Raw genomic sequence first — 20,384 nt, forward strand, 5'->3', positions numbered from 1 at the left:
GCCCTCGACCGTAGCCGCGCTACCGTGGGGATGCGAACACGGAGGTCAGAAGGCAGGTGGGAATAGTGCGGACGCTGGCCGTAGTCGGTGGTGGCGCCATCGGTCTCGCCATCGCGTGGCGCGCGGCCGAGTCGGGCTGGTCGGTCACCCTGTTCGATCCCGCCGTCGGTTCCGGAGCCTCCTGGGTGGCCGGTGGGATGCTCGCCCCGCTGTCGGAGGGCTGGCCCGGCGAGGATCGGGTGCTGGCGTTCGGGGCCGCGTCCCTTATCCGCTGGCCGGATTTCGCCGCGCGTCTGGAGACCGCGACCGGGGTACGGGTTTTCGTGGCCGACGAGACGCTGACCGTCGCACTCGACACCGCCGACGTCGCCGATCTGCGCACCGTCGCCGAATGGGTCGGCGGGCACGGTCACGATATGCGCGTACTCGACCGTCGGCAGGTCCGCGCCGCCGAACCCGCGCTCGCCCGCACCGTGCGCGCCGGACTGCTCGCCCCCGCCGAACCCGCCATCGACAACAGGCGACTGCTCGACGGCCTGCGCCGCGCGTGCGCGGACGCCGGGGTCCACACGCGCGCCGAGACCGTCGACGACCTCGACGACCTGCCCTTCGACCAGATCGTGCTCGCCGCGGGCGCGCGATCGGCGCGACTGCGGCCCGAACTACCGGTGCGTCCGGTCAAGGGCGAGATCCTGCGCCTGCGTCATCGGCCGGGAACCGCGCCCGCGCCGACCCGTGTCATCCGGGCGCGGGTGCACGGCAGGTCGGTCTATCTGGTGCCGCGCGGCGACGGCATCGTCGTCGGGGCGACACAGTACGAAGCGGGTTTCGACACGACCGTCACCGTGGCCGGTGTGCGCGATCTCATCGCCGACGCCGAAGCCGTCGTGCCAGGCATCGGCGAATACGAACTGGCCGAGGCCATCGCGGGCTCGCGTCCGGGCACCCCGGACAATCTGCCGCTGATCGGCAGGCTCACCGACCGGATCGTCGCCGCGACCGGCCACGGCCGCAACGGCATGCTCGCGGTCCCGCTCACCGTCGACGCCACCCTCGGTTGGCTCGAAGGCGCACCGGTCACCGAGGCGCTCGCGGCCGACCCAGGACGTTTCACCACGGCGACCACGCCACCCGTCGCATCGGTAGGAGGAGTTCCATGACCGCGACATCAATCCCGATAGGTGTCACCGTGAACGGTGAGGATCACGAATTCGGCGAACCACTCAGTGTCCGCGAACTGCTGACGCGACTGAACCTGCCGAGCAAAGGCGTGGCACTCGCGGTCGACGGAGTGGTCTTCCCCAAGTCTCGTTGGGACGAACCGGTCGGGCGCGGCTGGACCATCGAGGTGCTGACGGCGGTGCAGGGTGGCTGAATCCCTCCGGCTACCGCCCCTGCGGATCGCCGACCGGGATTTCGATTCCCGGCTCATCATGGGCACCGGCGGCGCTGAATCGCTGAGCGTGCTGGAGGAGGCGCTGCTCGCCTCCGGCACCGAACTGACCACCGTCGCCATGCGTCGGGTCGACGCGGCGGGCGGCACGGGTGTGCTCGACCTGCTCAAACGGCTCGACATCATGCCGCTGCCCAATACCGCGGGCTGTCGCACCGCGGCGGAGGCGGTGCTGACCGCGCGCCTGGCACGCGAAGCGCTCGACACCGAATGGGTCAAACTCGAGGTGATCGCCGACGAGCGCACCCTGCTGCCCGATCCCGTCGAATTGCTCGACGCCGCCGAACAACTCGTCGACGACGAGTTCAAGGTCCTGCCCTACACCACCGACGATCCGGTCCTCGCCCGCCGCCTCGAAGACGCGGGTTGCGTCGCGGTCATGCCGCTCGGCTCCCCCATCGGCACCGGCCTCGGCATCGGCAATCCGCACAATATCGAGATGATCGTCGCCGCCGCGGGCGTGCCCGTCATCCTCGACGCGGGGATCGGCACCGCCAGCGACGCCGCCCTCGCCATGGAACTCGGCTGCTCCGCCGTCCTGCTCGCCACCGCCGTCACCCGGGCCAAAGAGCCCGCGATGATGGCCGCGGCCATGGCGTCGGCGGTCCGAGCGGGTTACCTGGCCCGCCACGCGGGACGGATCCCCAAACGCTTCTGGGCGCAGGCATCCTCACCGGCGCTGTGAACTCGGCGAGCGCGAGAAACAGCCGGTCAGCGGCCCCCGTTCTCGACGGAATTCGATCGCCCGCCGCGTTCGGAGACCACCCGGCTCGCGGCACGGGCGATGGCCAACTCCTCGTTGGTCGGCACGACCAGGACCGGGACCTTCGCGCCCGCGGGTGAGATATACCTGGCACCACGCTCTTTCGCGGTGTTGCGGGCCGGGTCGACGGTGATGCCGAAATTCTCCAATCCCGCCAGCGCGTCGGCGCGGACAGCCGGGCTGTTCTCTCCGACGCCCGCGGTGAAGGTGATGGCGTCGACGCGGCCCAATTCCACCAGGTACGCGCCGAGGTAGCGGCGCAGCCGGTGGATGTAGACGTCGTAGGCGAGGCGGGCGGATTCGTCGCCCGCGTCGATGAGTCGCTGCAATTCGCGGAAATCGTTGACGCCGGACAGACCCTTGATACCGGAATTCCGGTTGAGCAGTTGATCTATGGCGTCGACGTCGAGACCGGCCGAGCGCATCAGGTGCAGCAGGATTCCGGGATCGAGATCGCCGCCGCGGGTGCCCATCACCAGCCCTTCCAACGGGGTGAGCCCCATGGTGGTGTCGGCCGGATCTCCGCCTCGGACGGCCGAGGCGGAGGCCCCGTTGCCGAGGTGGAAGATGATCTGATTCGTCTGCTCCGGCGCTCGATCCAGGAATTCCGCGACCTGTCCAGCCACGTATTCGTGCGAGGTTCCGTGAAACCCGTACTTGCGGATGCCGTGTGCCGCCGCTACTTTCGCGTCGATCGCGTAGGTTTTCGCGGCTTCGGGCAGTCCGTGGAAGAACGCGGTGTCGAAGACGGCGACCTGCGGCACACCGGGCAGCAGGTCGCGCGTGCTCTCGATTCCGGTGACGTTGGCCGGATTGTGCAGCGGTGCGAGAGTGGATAATTCGGAGATCGACGCCACCACGTCATCGGTGATCAGCGTCGGCTCGTAGAAGATCTCACCGCCGTGCACCACCCGGTGGCCGACCGCGCGCACCCCGGCGGCGGCCAAATCGTGGCCGGTGTCGGCGAACATCTCGAAGACCAGGCGCAATCCCGCCTTGTGGTCGGGGATCGGGCCCTCGTGTTCGATGCGCCTGCCGTCGGCCCGTTGCTCGATCGAGCCGCGCTCCTCACCGATCCGCTCCACCAGCCCGGATGCCGCGACCTCGCCCGATTCCGGGTCGAGCAGTTGGTATTTGATGGACGAGGAGCCGGAATTGATCACCAGCACCAGATCGTCCGCGCGTTCGCTCATCATGCCTTCCTCGTACCGCTGATCACCAGGCTGCCACGGGCCGCGCCATCACCGACTCGGTCCCTGTCCGCCCATCGACCTACCCGCCCACCGCTCACTCGCCCTGCGCCTGGATCGCGGTGATCGCCACCGTATTGACGATATCGGCGACCAACGCACCCCGCGACAGGTCGTTGACCGGCTTGTTCAGTCCCTGCAACACCGGACCGATGGCGATCGCGCCCGCGCTGCGCTGCACGGCTTTGTAGGTGTTGTTGCCGGTATTGAGGTCCGGGAAGATGAACACCGTCGCGCGTCCGGCGACCGCGGAGTCGGGGAGTTTGGTGGTGGCGACCGTCGGTTCGATCGCCGCGTCGTACTGGATCGGCCCCTCCACCAACAGTTCCGAGGCACGTTCGCGCACCAGCTTGGTCGCCACCCTGACCTTGTCGACGTCGGCGCCGCTACCGGATTCACCGGTCGAATACGACAGCATGGCAATACGCGGGTCGATGCCGAAACGCGCGGCGGTGTGCGCCGAGGAGATCGCGATATCGGCGAGTTGTTCCGAACTCGGATCGGGGACGACGGCGCAGTCACCGTAGGCGAGTACCCGATCGGCCAGACACATCAGGAAGACGCTGGACACCGTGGAGACACCGGGAACGGTTTTGATGATCTCGAAGGACGGACGGATGGTGTGCGCGGTGGTGTGCGCGGCGCCGGAGACCATGCCGTCGGCGATGCCCTTGTGCACCATCATGGTGCCGAAATACGAGATGTCGACCACGATTTCGCGGGCGCGCTCGATGGTCATGCCCTTGTGCTTGCGCAATTCGGTGTATTCGGCGGCGAATTCGTCCAGATAGCCGGAGTTCCGGGGGCTGAGCACCTCGGCGTCGGAGATGTCGACGCCGAGTTCGGCGGCCCTGGCCCGCACACCGGACTCCTCGCCGAGGATCACCAGGTCGGCGATCTTGCGTTGCAGTACCCGGCCCGCCGCGCGCAGCACGCGATCGTCGTCGCCTTCGGGCAGCACGATGCGTTTGCGGTCGGCGCGCGCCCGCTCGATCAGCTGGTATTCGAACATCTGCGGGGTGACGATATTCGTGCGCGGCACCGCGATGCGGCGCAGCAGTTGCAACGCGTCCACGTGCTGTTCCATCAGCGCGAGCGCGGTATTGACCTTGCGCGGATTGCCTACCGACATGCGGCCGCGCGTGCGATAGGCGGCGCTCGCGGTGTCGTAGGTGCCCAATTCCGTTCGGAGAATGGGTAGTCGGGGTTTGAGGCCCTCCATCAGCCGCGCGACCGCCGGATGCGGCAGCATGCCGCCGTTCATGATGATGCCCGACAGCGACGGGAATCCGGCCGCCTCGTGCGCGTTGACGACGGCGAGCAGGACATCGGAACGGTCACCGGGCGCGATCACCACGACGCCGTCGGTCAGCCGTTCCAGGATGTGTTCGGCCGTCATGCCGCCCACCATGATCTTCAGCGCTTCGCGGTGTAGCAGTTCCGGGTCGCCGCTGTACATCTCGCCGTCGACGGCCGTGCACAGTTCGGCCATGGTCGGCGCGATGAGCAGCGGGACCTCGGGTAACGCCCACGACGGCACCTCGAAACTTCCCAGGGCCGAACAGATCTCGGTGAGTTCACCGGGTTCGCAGCGGTTGGCGATGATCGCGACCAATTGCGCGTGTTCCTGGTCGAGTTCGGAGACGCACAGGTCGACGAGGTGACGCACGTCCTCGGGGGTGCGATCGGAACCGCGCACCACCAGCAGCACCGGCGCGCCGAGATTCACCGCGATCCTGGCGTTGAACCGCAATTCGCTCGGGCTGGCGACATCGGTGTAATCGCTACCGATCACGACCACCGCGTCGCAGACCCGCGCGACCTCGTGGAACCGCATCACGATCTCACTGATCGCGGCATCGGGATCGGCGTGCACCTGTTCGTAGGTGACGCCGACGGCCTGCGCGTAGTCGATATCGGCCGTGCTGTGTTCGAGCAGCAGCTCCAGAATATAATCGGGCTCGTCGGTCGACCGGGTGATGGGCCGGAACACGCCGACCCTGGCGGTGCTGGCGCACAGCATCTGGAGTACGCCGAGCGCGACCGTCGATTTGCCGGTGTCGCCTTCCGGCGAGGCGATGAACACGGTTGACGGAGGTGAGTCGGCCATATCGCCGAGCTTAATGAGCGGTAACCTCCGGTGGCCGCCGGAACTCGGCAACTATCCGGAGAATCACGTACCGACCGAGGCGATGATGGTGATCCGCTATAACCGGCGGACCTACGTGCCGTCGCGGCCTATAGTCCCGGTATGGGTACGGCGCAGCAATTCCCCGACCGACAGTGGGGGTCGAGTACGAACGTCGTGGCCCGCGCGGCCAACAGGTTCGCGGCGACGAAACCCGGTTCCTGGTTCATCAGGCAGCTCACTCCGCTGGACCGTGCCCTGCTCGAGCGCACCGATGCCAGATACACCGTGCTCGGTCCGATCGGCGCACCCGTCATCCTGCTCACCACCATCGGCCGCAAATCCGGGCAGCCGCGCACCCAGCCGCTGCTGTACGTGCACGACGGCGACACCCTGTACGTCATCGGCAGCAACTTCGGACAGCAACGACACCCGGCCTGGTCGGCCAATCTGCTGGTGAACCCGACCGCCATCGTCGCCATCGCGGGCGAACGCATTCGCGTCGAGGCCACCGCCGTTCCCGAGGCCGACAAGGACGCGATCTTCGCCCGATTCGTGGAGATCACCGGCGCCTATTCCGCCTATCGCGATCGCACCGACCGCGACCTGCGCATCTTCGCCCTGACCCGCGACTGATCCGGATCGAGCCCGTCGATATTGACAGTATGCTGTCAAATATGACAGCATACTGTCATGACTTCGAAGACGGTACACACGGCGGTTTTCGACACCCTCGCCGATTGGGAGGTCGGCGCCGCCATCGCGCATATCAACAAACCGGAATGGCAGACGGCCCCCGGTTCCTACGAGGTGAGAACGGTGGGGCGCACCGGCGATCCGATCGTCACCATGGGCGGGGTCCGGATCGTTCCCGATATGACGCTGGACGACCTGACACCCGAGCAGAGCGCGATGTTGATCCTGCCCGGCGCGGATCAGTGGATCAGCGGTCAACTGGCGGACTTCGAGCAGAAGGCGACCGAATTCGTCGCGGCGGGTGTGCCGGTGGCGGGTATCTGCGGCGCCACGTTCGGGCTCGCGCGCGCCGGACTGCTCGACAGCAAGCGCCACACCAGTAATGCGGCCGTATTTCTCGAGTACAGCGGGTACGCGGGCGCGGGGCATTACGTCGAGGAACTCGCGGTCACCGACGGTGATGTCATCACCGCCTCCGGCACCGCGCCGTTCGCCTTCGCCAGGGAGGTCCTCGGCCGCCTCGGCGTCTACGAGGCGCATATCCTGCGGGCGTGGTACCGGCTCTACGCGGACAACGACGCGGCGGCATACGCGATCTTGGACGAGTACGAACACGCGCGAACGGCGGACGCGCGGTGACGAACGAATGCCCGGAAGTCATCGAGAGCCGACATGGCTGAAACCGGCGATCAACAACTCTTCAGCACGGCCGCGATCACCTCGTTCCGGCTCAACGGCCAATTCCTCGCCATCGCGGAGGAATTGGCCGTCCCCGCCGGGCTGACGGCGGCATGGTGGCAGGTACTCGGCGCGATCCTGCAAGAACCGCTGCCGGTGGCCGGTATCGCCCGCGCCATGGGCATCACCCGCCAGAGCGTGCAGCGGATCGCCGACATCGTGGCGGACCGGGGTTTGGCCGAATACCAGCCGAATCCCGCGCATCGGCGCGCCAAACTCGTCGCCTTGACCGAGGATGGGCGCGCCGCCGTCGAGCGGATCACACCCGCGCACGCGGTGATCGCCGACCGGCTCGTCGCCGAGCTCGGGCAGGAACGATTCGCCGAGGCCGTCGCGATGCTGACCGAACTGTCGGCGGCGCTGGATGCCATCGCCGACCGGACCTGACCGGATCGGGCTCCCGCCGTTCGCCTGGGTGTCGCCGTGGCGCACTGGCCGTCGACACCGTGTCTCGCGAGTTCACGAATCACGCGACGGCGTCGACAACGCGTGACCCGGTCGCCGCGCGAAAGAATTCGCTCGGTACCGAACGAGATCCGTGTTCCGCGCGGGCCCGCCGCTCACTACCCTTGGCCCATGCGGATATCTGTTTCGGCCGACGAGCGGACCGGGGTCGCCGACGAGGTGGTTCGCGAACTCGCGCGGCGTGGTTTCGAGACCACGGTGCACGGCGCGCTGTCGGAGACCGAACGCGACGATTGGGCGTGGGCGAGCGAAGCCGTCGCGCGTGACGTCGCCGAGGGCCGCGCCGATCAGGGCATCGTGTGCTGCTGGACCGGAACCGGTGCGTCGATCGCGGCGAACAAGGTCGCCGGGATCAGGGCGGCGTTGTGCGCGGATGCCGCGACGGCCGCCGGGGCGCGCACCTGGAACGACGCGAACGTGCTCGCGCTCAGCCTGCGCACGACCTCGGGCGCCGAACTCACCGAAATACTCGACGCGTGGTTCGCCGGTCGGCCGAGCGCGGAATCCGATGATCGGGCCAATATCGAACATCTCGCGGAAATCGAGCGCGGCCGCTGAATCGAAGGGCAGCCGACCCGCGAAAGCCGTTGCTACCGCAGGCCGAAGGGGAAACGGTGATCCCGCGGCGCCGACCGCGCTGCGGGCAGGTACCGACGCGACTATGAAGTCTTGAGCGGAACGCCCTTGATGACGCGGTGTTTCACCTCGCGGAAATCGTCGATGCCGTCCACGTCGATGATCGGGGTGCCGTCCTCGGCGGTGTCCTCGAGAATTCGCAGCAGCTCCCGATCGAAATACTCGAGCAGTTTCGGATCGTCGAGTTCGATCCCCTCCGGTTCGTGGTCGATCATCAGGCGCGGGCTCCCGACCACGACGTCGGCGTCCAATTCGCCCTCGATGGTGAAGAAATGCTCCTCGCCGTAGAAGAGGCCGGCGCTGATATCTCCCCCGATATAGGCGCTGCAATCGTTGTAGTCGCCGATGAGCCTGCCGACACGCAGATCGCCGTGCACTTCCAGCCACCCGGCGGTGACCACGTCCCTGGCGTGCATATCGCCGGTGACCAGCAGATACGTCTCCGGGTCGTCCTGGTCGGTGTACGCGCCGTCGACACGGAGATCCCCGAGGACGATCAGCAGGAACGCCCCTTCGGTGAACAGGTCCAGATCGCCTCGGATGTGCAGATCCCCTGCCACGAACAGAATGTCGAGGGTATAGCTCTCGATATCGTCGAGCGCCCCGGTGATCTGCTCGGCTTTGTATTCCTCCCGGAACCCCTCGATCGCGGCCAGGATTTCCTCGCGTGACACCTGGTCCGCCTTGAAACTTCGTGCATCGGCAATCATGGCGGAGAAGCTACACGCCGCCCCCGACACCGCAACGGGCACTTCACCTTCCGCGCGTGCGGTTCGCCGGGACCCCGGGTTCAGTCGCCGAAAGGTCGCGAGGTGCGTCCGACGAGATCGGCGACCGAATCGATGACCGCCGTCGGCCGGTACGGATATTGCTCGACCGAATTCCGCGTCGAGATACCGGTGGTCACCAGGATCGTGCGCATACCCGCCTCGAGACCGGAGACGACATCGGTATCCATCCTGTCCCCGATCATCACGGTGGATTGCGAATGCGCGCCGATGCGCCGCAATGCCGAGCGCATCATGAGCGGATTCGGTTTACCGACGTAGTAGGGGTCCTTGCCGGTGGCGCGGGTGATGAGCGCGGCGACCGAACCGGTCGCGGGAAGCAATCCGTCGCGTGAGGGTCCGGTCGCGTCCGGATTGGTGGCGATGAATCGAGCGCCGCGTTCGACCAGCCGAATGGCGGTGGTGATCGCTTCGAACGAATAGGTGCGGGTCTCACCGAGCACCACGTAATCCGGGTCGCTATCGGTCAGCACATAGCCGATCTCGTGCAGTGCCGTGGTGAGACCGGATTCCCCGACCACGTACGCGGTGCCGTTCGGGCGCTGGTCGTCGAGGAATGTCGCGGTCGCCAGCGCCGAGGTCCAAATCGCGTCCTCGGGGATGTCGAGACCGCTGTGACGCAGCCTGGCCTGCAGATCACGCGGGGTGCGAATCGAATTGTTGGTCAGGACCAGGAACGGGATCTGTTTGTCACGCAGTTCGGCGAGGAAATCGTCGGCGCCGGGGACGAGGTGATCCTCGTGGACCAGCACCCCGTCCATATCGGTGAGGTAGGACAGGATCGGCTCGTCGTCTGGAGTCACGAGTCAATTATCGGCTACCCGCGCCGGGAGCGCCCGGACACGGCGCGGCGGGCCGTCGGACGCGCCCCTGCACAACGTCGCGAATCGGGCTGGCTATGGTCGAATCAGCCGTACGCCGCACGCGGCGCTGGTGCGGGAAACACCCGCGTGCGGCCGACCGGTGTCGGAAATACCCGCACCGGATGCGTGGCAGCGAAGCGAAGGAGTGACGCACATGAGTGGTCTCAAACTCGGATACAAGGCGTCGGCGGAACAATTCGGACCGCGTGAACTGGTCGAGATCGCGGTGCTCGCCGAGGAACACGGACTCGACAGCGCGACGGTGAGCGATCATTTCCAGCCGTGGCGGCACAAGGGCGGACATGCCCCGTTCTCGCTGGCATGGATGGCCGCGGTGGGTGAGCGCACCCGGCGCATCCAGCTGGGCACCTCGGTGCTGACCCCGACCTTCCGCTACAACCCCGCGGTGATCGCCCAGGCCTTCGCGACCATGGGCTGCCTGTACCCGGACCGCGTGATGCTCGGCGTCGGCACCGGTGAGGCGCTCAACGAGATCGCGACCGGCTACACCGGCGAATGGCCGGAGTTCAAGGAGCGGTTCGCCCGGCTACGCGAATCCGTCGACCTGATGCGCGCCCTGTGGACCGGGGAGCGCACCGATTTCGAGGGCCAGTACTACAAGACCGTCGGCGCTTCCATCTACGACGTGCCCAAGGGCGGTATCCCCGTCTACATCGCCGCGGGCGGCCCGCTGGTCGCCCGGTACGCCGGTCGCGCGGGCGACGGTTTCATCTGCACCTCGGGCAAGGGTATGGACCTCTACACCGAGAAGCTGATGCCCGCCGTCGCCGAGGGCGCGGGCAAGGCCGGGCGCTCGGTCGACGATATCGACCGGATGATCGAGATCAAGATCTCCTACGACACCGATCCCGAACTGGCGCTGGAGAACACCCGTTTCTGGGCGCCGCTGTCGCTGACCGCCGAACAGAAGCACAGCATCACCGACCCGATCGAGATGGAAACCGCCGCCGACGCGCTGCCGATCGAACAGATCGCCAAGCGCTGGATCGTCGCCAGCGACCCCGACGAGGCCGTCGCCCAGATCAAGCCGTACCTGGACGCCGGGCTCAACCACCTGGTCTTCCACGCCCCCGGCCACGATCAGCGCCGGTTCCTCGAACTGTTCGAACGCGATCTCGGCCCCCGCCTGCGCGCACTCGCCTGATCGATGAACGCGAAGAACCCCGTCCCGGGTCGTCGGGACGGGGTTCTTTCGTCTGTCGCGTCGAATCTCAGCGCAGCGCGCGCTCGAGGTCTCCGAGCAGGTCGTCCACATCCTCCAGGCCGACCGAGATGCGGACGACCCCATCGGACAGGCCGATGGTGGCGCGTCCCTCGGGCCCCATGGCGCGGTGCGTCGTGGTGGCCGGATGGGTGATGAGCGACTTGGAATCGCCGAGGTTGTTCGAGATATCGACGATCCGCAGCCGGTTCAGCACTTCGAAGGCCCGTTTCTTCGCCTCGTTCGCGGGCGCGTCGAGTTCGAAGGTGACCACGGTGCCGCCGCCGCTCATCTGGCTGGTCGCCAGCGCGTGCTGCGGATGCGATTCCAGATAGGGGTAGCGCACCCAGCTCACCGAATCGTTGCCCTCGAGGAAGCGCGCGATCCTCAGCGCCGATTCGGTGGAATGCCGCACCCGCAGCGGCATCGTCTCGAGCCCCTTGAGCAGCGTCCACGCGTTGAACGGGCTCAGCGCCGGACCGGTGTGACGCATCAGGTTCTTCACCGGACCGTCGATGTAGTCCTGCGGGCCGAGGATCGCGCCGCCGAGCACCCGGCCCTGACCGTCGATATGTTTGGTGCCCGAATAGACGAGGACGTCGGCGCCGAGGTCGAATCCGCGCTGGAGCAGCGGGGTGGCGAAGACGTTGTCCAGCACCACCTTCGCGCCCGCCGCGTGGGCGAGTTCACTGACCTTGCGCACATCGACCAGGGTCTGCATGGGATTGGCCGGGGTCTCGAAGAACACAGCCTGCGTCGGCACCGAAAGCGCCTGTTCCCACTGGTCCAGATCCTCGCCGTCGACGAAGACGGTTTCGATGCCCCAGCGCGGCAGGATCTCGTTGCACACCACGAAACAGGAGCCGAAGAGGCTGCGCGCCGCCACCAGTCGATCGCCCGCGCTCAAAAGCGCTCCGAGCGAGGTGAATACGGCCGACATTCCACTCGCCGTGGCGAAACAGGCTTCCGCGCCGTCGAGCAGACGCATCCGCTCCTCGAACATGGCGACCGTCGGGTTGCCGTAGCGGGAGTAGACGAAATGTTCGACGTCGCCGGTGAACGCGGCCTCGGCCGCCTCGGCGCTCTCGTAGACGAAACCGGAGGTCAGGTACAGCGCCTCGGAGGTCTCCTCGAAACCGGAGCGGCGCAGCCCGCCGCGCACACCGAGGGTCGCCGGACCGACATCGTCGGGCAGCGGCTTGTCGAACGCGCCGCCGGTGATCACGACTGCCGCCAGGGCAGACCCGTGGCACGCCAGCCCTGGCCGCCGCGGTGGCCGGAGTTGTCGAGGCCGCCCTCGAATCCGTCCAGCACGTTGTAGGACGGGCCGATGCCGAGCTGGGTCGCCAGATTCGCGGCATGCGCCGAACGCTGACCGGAGCGACACAGGAAGACCACGGGTGCTTCCGGATCGCGCGTCTCGAGGGCCTTGCCGAGCTGGTCGGCGAATTCGGTGTTGCGGGCGCCGTTGCTGTCGACCCATTCGATCAGCACCGTCGGCCGATCGATCGAGCTGGTGTCGGGCACGCCGACGAAACGCCATTCCGCGTCGGTGCGCACATCGACCAGGACGGCCTTGGGATGCTCCTGGAGTATTTCCCACGCCTGCTGCGGGGTGATGTCTCCGGCATAACTCATGTCGATCCTCCTGTGAATCCGCACTTGCCACACCCGTTTTCGGTGCGCGGCCGGGTCGTCACCCGGAGCACCCCACCGCGGAGGAGGGTTGCCGACCAGCAAGCCGGGGCTTGACGCTGGTTCTCATGACCTGAACTGAGATTGCCCGTCCGACGGCCGACATGTCAAACATTCATATGCGACACGCGGTCAGTTCGTCGGCGCCGGTCAACCACAGACCACCCACCTGTCGCCCGCCCGGAGAAAGTTCCAGGTCTCGGTGCTCACGCGGCCGTCGACCCGCACGGTGACGGCGGCCTTGCCCCGGTCACCGTTGACCCGCTGCTCCGCGACTTTCGGTATCTCGATCGAACTTCCGGACGATCCGCCCCCGGCGAACTGTCCTGCCAACGGCGACTTGCCCTCGTCGAATCCGTCGCACGCGACACCTGGCGGCGGCACCGCATCGGTCGAGTTGCGGGCGCTCGCGTAGTTCTGCGCGGCCGCCGCGATCCGGTCGGCCTCTGTGACATTTTTCTCAGCGGGCGAGAACACCCCGCCCGCCACGATCGCGACCAGCACGATCGCCGCGAAGACGGCGGCCGCGATGAACGGGGCCATCGTGCGTTTGTCGGTCTGATCGACCACGATCGCTTCGTCGTCCTCGGGGGCGGGGCGCTGCTCGGTCATCCCTCGATGATCCCTGGTCGGCGCGGGAATCCGACGTCCACCCCCGCCGCGCCCGTCCGGTCCGGCCGTGTGCCGTGGCGAAGCGGCGTCGGTAGGCTGGTATCACGGGTCGTTCGTGATCGCCGTGAGGTACGGCATCCATCCAGTTCACGACACCCTGATAGGTCGTATGACATGCCACCGATAGAATCGCGGGACTGCGGCCTGCTGTCATAGCCATATGACAGCTCACCGTCGTAGCGACCTGGGCAACGTGCGGGCACGTGCCGGCAGCGCCAGCGTCACGCATCGTGAGGTGCGACCGAACGACGCGTGAACTTAGCCTAAGCTAAGACCAACGCCATTAATTTCGAACATAAGGGTGCGCGGAAGAGATGACCGAACAGAGTGCAGCAGCGAGCGGTGATGCTCAGGCGGCCCGTCCGCTCCGCATCGCCATTGTCGGCGCGGGACCGGCGGGCATCTATGCCGCCGACGCGTTGATGAAGTCCGACGCCGACGTCAGCATCGACCTGTACGAGCGCATGCCCGCGCCGTTCGGGCTGATCCGCTACGGCGTCGCGCCCGACCACCCGCGCATCAAAGGCATCATCACCGCCCTGCACAAGGTGCTCGACAAAGAGCAGGTCCGCCTGCTCGGCAATATCGACTACGGCACCGACATCACCCTCGACGACCTACGCCGTTTCTACGACGCGGTCATCTTCTCCACCGGCGCGAACGCCGACCGCGCCCTCGACATCCCCGGCATCGATCTCGACGGCTCCTTCGGCGCCGCCGACTTCGTCTCCTGGTACGACGGGCACCCCGACGTGCCGCGCACCTGGCCGCTGGACGCGGAGAAGGTCGCGGTCCTCGGCGTCGGCAACGTCGCGCTCGACGTGGCGCGCGTGCTGGCCAAGACCGGTGACGAACTGCTGCCCACCGAGATCCCGCCGAACGTCTACGAGGGCCTGAAGGGCAACAAGGCGCTCGAGGTGCACGTCTTCGGTCGCCGCGGCCCGGCCCAGGCCAAGTTCACCCCGCTGGAACTGCGTGAACTCGACCACTCGCCGACCATCGAGGTCATCGTCGCCCCCGAGGACATCGACTACGACGAAGGCTCGGAAGCGGCCCGCCGCCATTCCAAGCAGGTCGACATGGTCGCCAACACCCTCGAGCAGTGGGCCATCCGCGACCAGGGCAACCGTCCGCACAAGCTGTTCCTGCACTTCTTCGAATCTCCCGCCGAAATCGTCGGCGACGCCGACGGCAAGGTGATCGGTCTTCGCACCGAACGCACCGAACTCGACGGCACCGGCAACGTCAAGGGCACCGGGGTCATCAAGGACTGGGACATCCAGGCCGTGTACCGCGCGGTCGGCTACCTGTCGCAGAACATCACCAACCTGCCCTTCGACGACCAGGCAGGCACCGTGCCCAACGAGGCCGGACGCGTACTGGCCGACGAGGACGCCGACGGCAAGGCCCGTTTCGTGCCCGCGACCTACGTCACCGGCTGGATCAAGCGCGGCCCGGTCGGCCTCATCGGTCACACCAAGGGCGACGCCAACGAGACCGTGGCCTGCCTGCTCGACGACGCCGAAGGCTTCGTCTCGGCCCCCGAACCCGAACTCGACGCCGTGACCGACTTCCTCGAGGCCAAGGGCGTGCCGTTCACCACCTGGCAGGGCTGGTACCGCCTCGACGCCCACGAACGCGCACTCGGCGAGCCCGAAGGCCGCGAGCGGGTCAAGGTCGTCGAGCGCGAGGACATGCTGCGCGCGAGCGAACCGCACAAGGTCTAGAAACCGCGAGACAGCGACGGTCGACTCTTCGGGCGACCGTCGCCACAGCGGAAACTCGACGACTGAGGCATTCTGTACAAGTGTTCGATGCCCATGTCCACATCTTCGACCCGCGGTTCCCGCTGGCCGAGAACGACGGCTACCTGCCCGGCCCCTTCACCATCGCCGACTACCGAAAGCGTATGTCGCGCTTCGACATACGCGGAGGCGCGGTAGTCAGCGGTTCGTTCCAAGGCACCGATCAGAGCTACCTGAAGGCGGCACTATCGGAGTTGGGCGAAGGCTGGGTCGGCGTGACCGCGCTCGACCTCGAAGCGACCGACGAGGAGATCGTCGCCCTGGATCGCGCCGGGGTGCGGGCGCTGCGCTTCAACGTCAAACGCGCCGCCGCCGACATCACCGCCATGACCCTGCAGGCGTTACGCGCCCACGACCTGGTCGGCTGGCACGTCGAGGTCTACATCGACGGCAAGATGCTCACCTCGCTGCAACCGGTGATCTCCAAACTTCCCGCCTTCTCCATCGACCACCTCGGCATGTCCGACGAGGGCCTGCCCTACCTGCTCGACCTCGTCGATCGTGGGGCCCGCGTCAAGGCGACCGGTTTCGGCCGCGTCTCCATGAACGTCGCCAACACGCTGCGCCGCATCCACGCCGTCAACCCCGAAGCGCTCATGTTCGGCACCGACCTGCCGGGCACCCGCGCGGGCCGCCCCTTCCGGGATTCCGACGTCGATCTCATCTGCGACGTCGTCGGCACCGACATGTTCGCCGTCCTCGAGGACAACGCCCGCCACTTCTACCGCCTGCCACTGCATCGCCAGGCCGACCCCACCCCCACCGCCCCCTTCCACAAACCCGAAAACCCCACCCTCCCCATCCGCCGCGACGACCTCCCCAAACCGTCCGACGACACCATCCCCTTCCCCGCCATCGAAAGATAAATCGGACCGGCTACGCGATGAAGGCGCCGAGGACCCAGGTGGCGGTGGCGAGCAGGGCGCCGAGAAGTTCGATCAGCATGGACAGGCCGACGCCCTTGAGCGCGTGTTTGGTCGACTGCCAGGCCGGTCGGTTGTCGCCGAGGCGTTGCAATTCCGAAAGGTAGACGCCGAGAACGAATCCCACGATCAGGCCGACGAAGGGGATGACGAAGAAGCCGACGATGCCGAGGACGGCGCCGAGGAACAGGGCGCGGTTGGAGACACCCGCGTCCTTCATCTTGCGACCGGGCCACGTGTATTTGACGATCGCGGACACCACCAGGAAAACCGCGCTGACAGCGAAGATCGACCACGCGGTCGCCCCGCCCGTCAGGAACGCCCACACCCCGATCGCGCCGAAGATCAGAATCGCCCCAGGCAGGATCGGGACGATGATCCCGACCAGTCCGACCAGAATGACCAGGCCGACAACGACCTCTCCCCACACGCTCACCGCTCATCCCTCCAACTCCAGCGCCCAGTCACGCTGCCAGGATTCTCGCCTACGCGCATGCGGTCTGCACAGCGGAGGTTCCAGCAGGTGGGCAGTCGTGCTCGAGCTCGTCCGGCTTGCGGCTCATCGAGGTCGCGATGCTCCAGCCAAGCGGTAGGCGGCGATGAGGAAGGCGGTTTGGGCGGCGGTGTTGCACAGTTGTTCCGTCCACTGGAGGGCGACGGTCTGGTCGGGGCGGGCACCGAGGGGGCCGAGGACGAAGAACGTCAGGAGTTCGGTGACGATCAGGGCGGCGGATACGGTGTCGCCGCGGCGGCGGGCCAGGCGGATGAGGTGGAGACCGGTGAGGGTGGCGAAGACGGTGGTGCTCACCAGCATCGGGAGGGTATCGGCGGCGAGTATCGAGGTGACGGCGCAGGCGGCGATGAGCGCGACGGCCGGGATGATGAACCCGCGTGACAGCCGACCGGTCGCGGCGCGCGTCAATTCCGCGTACAGCAGGGCGAATCCGAGCGTCAGGAGCGGAAACAGCATGCCGTGCAACAACGGTAGGTCGGGGCCACCGGCCGCGACGACGAGTTTCGCTGTGGCCTTGGCGAATCCGCCCGCACCGATCAGGGCCGCGGCGAGTACGACCCATCCGCTTCCGGTGAGGCGGCGCAACAACAGGACTCCGCAGGTGGTCAGCAGTACGGGTGCGAAATCCTCGACGGCCAGGGCGAGTGGATAGTCCGCGGGCGCGCTCATCGGTCGCGCGGTGTCCGTGAATCGCGATCACCGAGGCGGGTGTTTCGTTGAATGAAACGTCGTTTCCACATGGGGCGATTGTGTCCGGGGTTCGATGATCTGTCCAGTTTCGGCCGCGAAGTCCGCAGGACGAATCCGCTGTGAGCAAAACGCCCGGGAATTGCCGCGCCGAACGGGTATCACCAGCACTGATGCGGGTGTCGTTGCCCGGCGATAACGTTGTAGGGGCGTCTTTTTCGGCGCTCCGCGCGAGGAGGGTGTAGGAGATGCTCGTCATCAACGCCGCACGAAACGGCGTCCGGCCCACCGAGAAGCGGATCGCCGGGTGGCTGGGGAAGTGGACCGACGAATATCGGGTCGCGGGAATCGTGATCGCCGGGTGCTACGTCCCCGAGCGCGGCAACCCGCGCGCGGGGCGCGAAATCGACCTCGTGGTGATCACACCGCACGTCTGCGTCGCCGTCGATGTCGTGAACATCCTGCCCCGAGCGGGCGGTGAACTGTCGTGTTCGGCCGACGGGCGCTGGAGTCTGTCCGGCGTCCCCGACGAGCCGGTGCGGGTACGCCCCGGCGACGTGAATCCGATCAACGAGGTCAGCGATGCCTTCTTCGACCTGAAAGCGTGTGCGGACAGGGTCGGGTTCGACGCGTTCGTCGCGGGACTGGTGCTGGTAGCGGGACACGCGCGGTTCCCGATCACCGTCGAATGGCACGGGCCCCCACCGCACGGGTGCGATGTCGAAGCGGCGGGGCTCTCCGCGCTGCGGCGGTACTTCCGCAAGTCCGCCGTGCACCGAGAGGTGTCGTGGGACGCCGAACGGGTGCGCGCGTTCCTCGGCGCGCTCGGCCACGCGGACCGGGTGACCGTGGCGCAACTGGTCGCCGAAGGGTTTCCCACCGGACTGCCACGGTCGACGGGCGGCCCCTCATCGGGCGCGAGTGCGCCGTCGGATGTTCGACCTTCCAGCACATCGAGGGCCGCGGGCACCGCCGAACCACCTGCGGGACACGCGCCCGCAGGCCGACTCGAACCCGGGCGTCCTCCGGTGACACCTCGGAACCCGGCCACCGCACCGCCGCCGGGAAGCGGCGGTCCGGGATCGGGCGGTCCGGGATCGGGCGGTCCGGGATCGGGCGGTCCGGGATCGGGCGGTCCGGGATCGGGCGGTCCGGGATCGGGCGGTCCGGGATCGGGCGGTCCGGGATCGGGCGGTCCGGCGCGGCCACCCGGGGGCGACCCCGGCCGTCCGACACCCCCGGCGGGTGGACCGTCACCCGCGCGGCATCCCGGTGACCCGAGGGCCGACCCTCGCCGGCCCGCACCGAATCGGTCTGTCCCATCGATTCCCGCGCGTGCTTTCGGCCCGCCGGTACCGTCGAGTCCACCTGCCGCTCCACCACTCCCGCAGCGGCATCCGGGGCGGGGGCATAGTCCCGCAGCCGCCCCCGCTCCGGGCGGCTACTCCGCTCCGCCGACTGCCCGCCCTTCCGGGCCGCCGCCGGGCAACCCCGACACATCGCAAGGTGATCCTTCGGCTCCTCTATCGGGCAGCCCTACCGCGCCTTCGCATCAGCCCCCGAACCCGAGTCCCCTTCCCACACGGCCGACCCGCCCTTCGACGCCGCTGTCAGGCAACCCGAACACGCCTCCGCACGAGCCCTCCTCCATGCCGAACCAGAGTCCTCTTCCGACACGGCCGACCCATCCTTCGACGCCACCGGTGTTCGCGAAACCTCCTGCCGCACCACAACCACCGGCTACACCGTCGGCGAGCCCACAGCCGGCGCCGATGCACGGAAGCCCGCCGTCGGGCCCGATATCCGCCGGGGCGCCGGCCGCACAACAACAGCCGACCAATCCCCAGGCACCACCGCGCGGCACCACCGCACCGGGATATGAGAATCTGCCCGCCGGATCGAGGTCGAGTGATCCGGCTACGGCACAGCCTGCCGATGCTTCGGCTGCGGCGTCGTCGCCGGCAATTCCCCCCGATCGCGTACGTGAGAATCGGCCCACCGGAAGGATATTCGTCGGTCCGCCGACAACTTCGGCACCATCGGAACAATCGGGTCCGCCACCGACCTCGGCACAGCAGAACTCGCCCGATGGACCGATATCGACAGGTTCGGCTGCCGAGCATCCGGCTCCCGCGACTTCGTCATCCCCGCCGCACACCTCGGCGGCACAGGTAGCGCCGACTTCGACGCCGCCTGTTGCCCCAGCGTCGATTCCACCGCCGTATCCCCCGGATACCGCCGCTCAGGAAAACGAGAACGTGCCAGCCGGATCGAGACAAGGCGAACCATCCACCGTGGCGCAATTACCGACCCCGCCGGCGCACGGCAACAGCCCAGCCCCGGAACACGGAAGCCTGCCGAACAACCCGGAAAAGGCAGGCTCATCTACGGCATCGCCGACGCCGTCGATGGCGTCACCGCACCGGATACCCGACCGCCCGGAGTACGGAACCCCGCCCGACGGTCCTGAGCGAGCGGGACTACCTACCGCATCACCATCACCCACACTCTCGGGCACAGCACCGCCGCGGACGTCCCGCGCTCCGGAGAACGAAACCCCGTCCGAGAAGCCGACATCTGCGGGCTCGCCGGGCGAACCGCCCACGCACTCACCTACCGAACCGGCGCAGCACACACAGCCCGACGCACCAGCGAATCCCCCACGTGGACTGCTGAAGTCGCGTCCCCTGGTCTCACCGGCGACCATCGACCGCCTCTCCGACGCGGGACCGAGAAAAGAGCGCCCCGCCGCACCGCCACGCAATACCGTTGCCCCGCCGCGCAATACCGCGACGCGGTCCAGCCGACGCCGGGGTATCGCGGTACTCGGCGCGGCCGCCGCGATCGCGGTACTCGGCGGCGTCATATGGGCGTTCGCGCAGGGCGGTTCGGATTCCACCGACCCGCAGCCGACCGGCGACCAGGTCGCCCCGTCGACAACCGTCGAACAGCCGGCGCCCCCACCGTCCACGGTGCAGCCGCCGCCACCGCCGCCCAGCGAACGGCCGACCACACCACCACGCACGACACCGCGCGGCTGTTTCCCCTTCCAGCCCGACTGCTGACGGCCCCGAGGAGGACCTTCG

Annotated in this window: 20 protein-coding genes and 1 riboswitch; of the genes, 11 read left to right on the plus strand and 9 right to left on the minus strand. The window is 67.6% G+C overall.

All coding sequences use genetic code 11. The annotated features are described in order from the left end of the window. The first annotated feature begins 62 nt into the window (after positions 1 to 62). The 3 genes from thiO to OG225_RS32080 are packed head-to-tail and all read left to right on the plus strand — an operon-like array spanning position 63 to position 2,138. Positions 63 to 1,160 (plus strand): glycine oxidase ThiO, encoded by a 1,098-nt coding sequence (gene thiO, locus OG225_RS32070; RefSeq protein ID WP_405183437.1) that lies wholly within the window; start codon positions 63 to 65, stop codon positions 1,158 to 1,160. Next, on the plus strand, positions 1,157 to 1,375 hold the full coding sequence (thiS, locus tag OG225_RS32075) for a sulfur carrier protein ThiS (protein ID WP_109529031.1): 219 nt from the start codon (positions 1,157 to 1,159) through the stop codon (positions 1,373 to 1,375). Before thiO ends, thiS begins: the two co-directional genes overlap by 4 nt. After that, positions 1,368 to 2,138 carry a thiazole synthase gene (locus OG225_RS32080; protein ID WP_405178593.1) on the plus strand — a complete coding sequence of 257 codons (771 nt, stop codon included), beginning with the start codon at positions 1,368 to 1,370 and terminating at the stop codon, positions 2,136 to 2,138. Before thiS ends, OG225_RS32080 begins: the two co-directional genes overlap by 8 nt. A 26-nt stretch (positions 2,139 to 2,164) precedes the next feature. On the opposite strand, the gene OG225_RS32085 is transcribed toward OG225_RS32080, so the two are convergent. Next, complete coding sequence (locus OG225_RS32085) at positions 2,165 to 3,409, minus strand: acetate kinase (RefSeq protein ID WP_405183438.1); 1,245 nt, start codon at positions 3,407 to 3,409, stop codon at positions 2,165 to 2,167. A 94-nt stretch (positions 3,410 to 3,503) separates the two neighbouring features. Further along, positions 3,504 to 5,576 carry a phosphate acetyltransferase gene (pta, locus tag OG225_RS32090; RefSeq protein ID WP_405178594.1) on the minus strand — a complete coding sequence of 691 codons (2,073 nt, stop codon included), beginning with the start codon at positions 5,574 to 5,576 and terminating at the stop codon, positions 3,504 to 3,506. A gap of 141 nt (positions 5,577 to 5,717) precedes the next feature. Here pta and OG225_RS32095 point away from each other — a divergent pair, with 141 nt between their 5' ends. From OG225_RS32095 to OG225_RS32110, 4 genes are all read left to right on the plus strand, one after another. Continuing rightward, a complete protein-coding gene (locus OG225_RS32095) occupies positions 5,718 to 6,230 on the plus strand; it encodes a nitroreductase family deazaflavin-dependent oxidoreductase (protein WP_216917497.1) in 513 nt (170 codons plus the stop codon). Between the two features lie 57 nt (positions 6,231 to 6,287). After that, on the plus strand, positions 6,288 to 6,929 hold the full coding sequence (locus OG225_RS32100) for a type 1 glutamine amidotransferase family protein (protein ID WP_405178595.1): 642 nt from the start codon (positions 6,288 to 6,290) through the stop codon (positions 6,927 to 6,929). A 33-nt stretch (positions 6,930 to 6,962) separates the two neighbouring features. After that, positions 6,963 to 7,415: a MarR family winged helix-turn-helix transcriptional regulator gene (locus OG225_RS32105; RefSeq protein ID WP_405178596.1), complete on the plus strand. Its 453-nt coding sequence runs from the start codon at positions 6,963 to 6,965 to the stop codon at positions 7,413 to 7,415. A 189-nt stretch (positions 7,416 to 7,604) separates the two neighbouring features. After that, the gene (locus tag OG225_RS32110) at positions 7,605 to 8,051 is read left to right on the plus strand and encodes an RpiB/LacA/LacB family sugar-phosphate isomerase (RefSeq protein WP_405178597.1); all 447 of its coding nucleotides are present in this window, start codon (positions 7,605 to 7,607) and stop codon (positions 8,049 to 8,051) included. Between the two features lie 101 nt (positions 8,052 to 8,152). On the opposite strand, the gene OG225_RS32115 is transcribed toward OG225_RS32110, so the two are convergent. Beyond that, positions 8,153 to 8,839 carry a hypothetical protein gene (locus tag OG225_RS32115; RefSeq protein WP_405178598.1) on the minus strand — a complete coding sequence of 229 codons (687 nt, stop codon included), beginning with the start codon at positions 8,837 to 8,839 and terminating at the stop codon, positions 8,153 to 8,155. A gap of 80 nt (positions 8,840 to 8,919) precedes the next feature. After that, positions 8,920 to 9,678: an HAD-IIA family hydrolase gene (locus tag OG225_RS32120; RefSeq protein ID WP_109529173.1), complete on the minus strand. Its 759-nt coding sequence runs from the start codon at positions 9,676 to 9,678 to the stop codon at positions 8,920 to 8,922. Positions 9,679 to 9,934: 256 nt separating this feature from the next. Between OG225_RS32120 and fgd the strand changes: the two genes are divergently transcribed. After that, entirely contained in the window at positions 9,935 to 10,945 is a 1,011-nt protein-coding gene (gene fgd, locus OG225_RS32125; protein WP_405178599.1) for a glucose-6-phosphate dehydrogenase (coenzyme-F420), read from the plus strand. A gap of 67 nt (positions 10,946 to 11,012) precedes the next feature. On the opposite strand, the gene OG225_RS32130 is transcribed toward fgd, so the two are convergent. The 3 genes from OG225_RS32130 to OG225_RS32140 form a co-directional block, all read right to left on the minus strand. After that, entirely contained in the window at positions 11,013 to 12,227 is a 1,215-nt protein-coding gene (locus tag OG225_RS32130; protein WP_216917503.1) for an O-succinylhomoserine sulfhydrylase, read from the minus strand. Further along, positions 12,224 to 12,640, minus strand: coding sequence for a rhodanese-like domain-containing protein (locus tag OG225_RS32135; RefSeq protein WP_405178600.1), 417 nt, complete (start codon positions 12,638 to 12,640; stop codon positions 12,224 to 12,226). Before OG225_RS32135 ends, OG225_RS32130 begins: the two co-directional genes overlap by 4 nt. Positions 12,641 to 12,655: 15 nt before the next feature. Next, positions 12,656 to 12,771: riboswitch (SAM riboswitch) on the minus strand. Between the two features lie 76 nt (positions 12,772 to 12,847). Continuing rightward, positions 12,848 to 13,309, minus strand: coding sequence for a hypothetical protein (locus tag OG225_RS32140; protein WP_405178601.1), 462 nt, complete (start codon positions 13,307 to 13,309; stop codon positions 12,848 to 12,850). 374 nt (positions 13,310 to 13,683) lie between these two features. On the opposite strand from OG225_RS32140, the gene OG225_RS32145 reads away from it, so the two are divergent. Both OG225_RS32145 and OG225_RS32150 read left to right on the plus strand, forming a co-directional pair. Continuing rightward, the gene (locus OG225_RS32145) at positions 13,684 to 15,096 is read left to right on the plus strand and encodes an FAD-dependent oxidoreductase (protein ID WP_216917506.1); all 1,413 of its coding nucleotides are present in this window, start codon (positions 13,684 to 13,686) and stop codon (positions 15,094 to 15,096) included. Positions 15,097 to 15,176: 80 nt separating this feature from the next. After that, a complete protein-coding gene (locus tag OG225_RS32150) occupies positions 15,177 to 16,040 on the plus strand; it encodes an amidohydrolase family protein (RefSeq protein ID WP_405178602.1) in 864 nt (287 codons plus the stop codon). Positions 16,041 to 16,050: 10 nt separating this feature from the next. On the opposite strand, the gene OG225_RS32155 is transcribed toward OG225_RS32150, so the two are convergent. Continuing rightward, positions 16,051 to 16,533: a DUF456 domain-containing protein gene (locus OG225_RS32155; protein WP_216917980.1), complete on the minus strand. Its 483-nt coding sequence runs from the start codon at positions 16,531 to 16,533 to the stop codon at positions 16,051 to 16,053. Positions 16,534 to 16,656: 123 nt separating this feature from the next. Beyond that, positions 16,657 to 17,280 (minus strand): hypothetical protein, encoded by a 624-nt coding sequence (locus tag OG225_RS32160; RefSeq protein ID WP_405178603.1) that lies wholly within the window; start codon positions 17,278 to 17,280, stop codon positions 16,657 to 16,659. Between the two features lie 2,426 nt (positions 17,281 to 19,706). On the opposite strand from OG225_RS32160, the gene OG225_RS32165 reads away from it, so the two are divergent. Further along, a complete protein-coding gene (locus OG225_RS32165) occupies positions 19,707 to 20,363 on the plus strand; it encodes a hypothetical protein (RefSeq protein WP_405178604.1) in 657 nt (218 codons plus the stop codon). Positions 20,364 to 20,384 lie beyond the last annotated feature (21 nt).

Source organism: Nocardia sp. NBC_01377, assembly GCF_045040005.1.
Classification (GTDB): Bacteria; Actinomycetota; Actinomycetes; order Mycobacteriales; family Mycobacteriaceae; genus Nocardia; species Nocardia noduli.

Excerpts from the sequence above, each read along its gene's own strand:
- OG225_RS32135 (WP_405178600.1), bottom strand. The coding sequence starts at position 12,640 with ATGAGTTATGCCGGAGACATCACCCCGCAGCAGGCGTGGGAAATACTC.
- fgd (WP_405178599.1), top strand. The coding sequence starts at position 9,935 with ATGAGTGGTCTCAAACTCGGATACAAGGCGTCGGCGGAACAATTCGGA.
- OG225_RS32105 (WP_405178596.1), top strand. The coding sequence starts at position 6,963 with ATGGCTGAAACCGGCGATCAACAACTCTTCAGCACGGCCGCGATCACC.
- thiS (WP_109529031.1), top strand. The coding sequence starts at position 1,157 with ATGACCGCGACATCAATCCCGATAGGTGTCACCGTGAACGGTGAGGAT.
- OG225_RS32140 (WP_405178601.1), bottom strand. The coding sequence starts at position 13,309 with ATGACCGAGCAGCGCCCCGCCCCCGAGGACGACGAAGCGATCGTGGTC.
- OG225_RS32145 (WP_216917506.1), top strand. The coding sequence starts at position 13,684 with ATGACCGAACAGAGTGCAGCAGCGAGCGGTGATGCTCAGGCGGCCCGT.
- OG225_RS32095 (WP_216917497.1), top strand. The coding sequence starts at position 5,718 with ATGGGTACGGCGCAGCAATTCCCCGACCGACAGTGGGGGTCGAGTACG.
- OG225_RS32085 (WP_405183438.1), bottom strand. The coding sequence starts at position 3,409 with ATGAGCGAACGCGCGGACGATCTGGTGCTGGTGATCAATTCCGGCTCC.
- OG225_RS32160 (WP_405178603.1), bottom strand. The coding sequence starts at position 17,280 with ATGAGCGCGCCCGCGGACTATCCACTCGCCCTGGCCGTCGAGGATTTC.
- OG225_RS32100 (WP_405178595.1), top strand. The coding sequence starts at position 6,288 with ATGACTTCGAAGACGGTACACACGGCGGTTTTCGACACCCTCGCCGAT.
- OG225_RS32165 (WP_405178604.1), top strand. The coding sequence starts at position 19,707 with ATGGCGTCACCGCACCGGATACCCGACCGCCCGGAGTACGGAACCCCG.
- pta (WP_405178594.1), bottom strand. The coding sequence starts at position 5,576 with ATGGCCGACTCACCTCCGTCAACCGTGTTCATCGCCTCGCCGGAAGGC.
- OG225_RS32110 (WP_405178597.1), top strand. The coding sequence starts at position 7,605 with ATGCGGATATCTGTTTCGGCCGACGAGCGGACCGGGGTCGCCGACGAG.
- OG225_RS32115 (WP_405178598.1), bottom strand. The coding sequence starts at position 8,839 with ATGATTGCCGATGCACGAAGTTTCAAGGCGGACCAGGTGTCACGCGAG.
- OG225_RS32120 (WP_109529173.1), bottom strand. The coding sequence starts at position 9,678 with ATGGACGGGGTGCTGGTCCACGAGGATCACCTCGTCCCCGGCGCCGAC.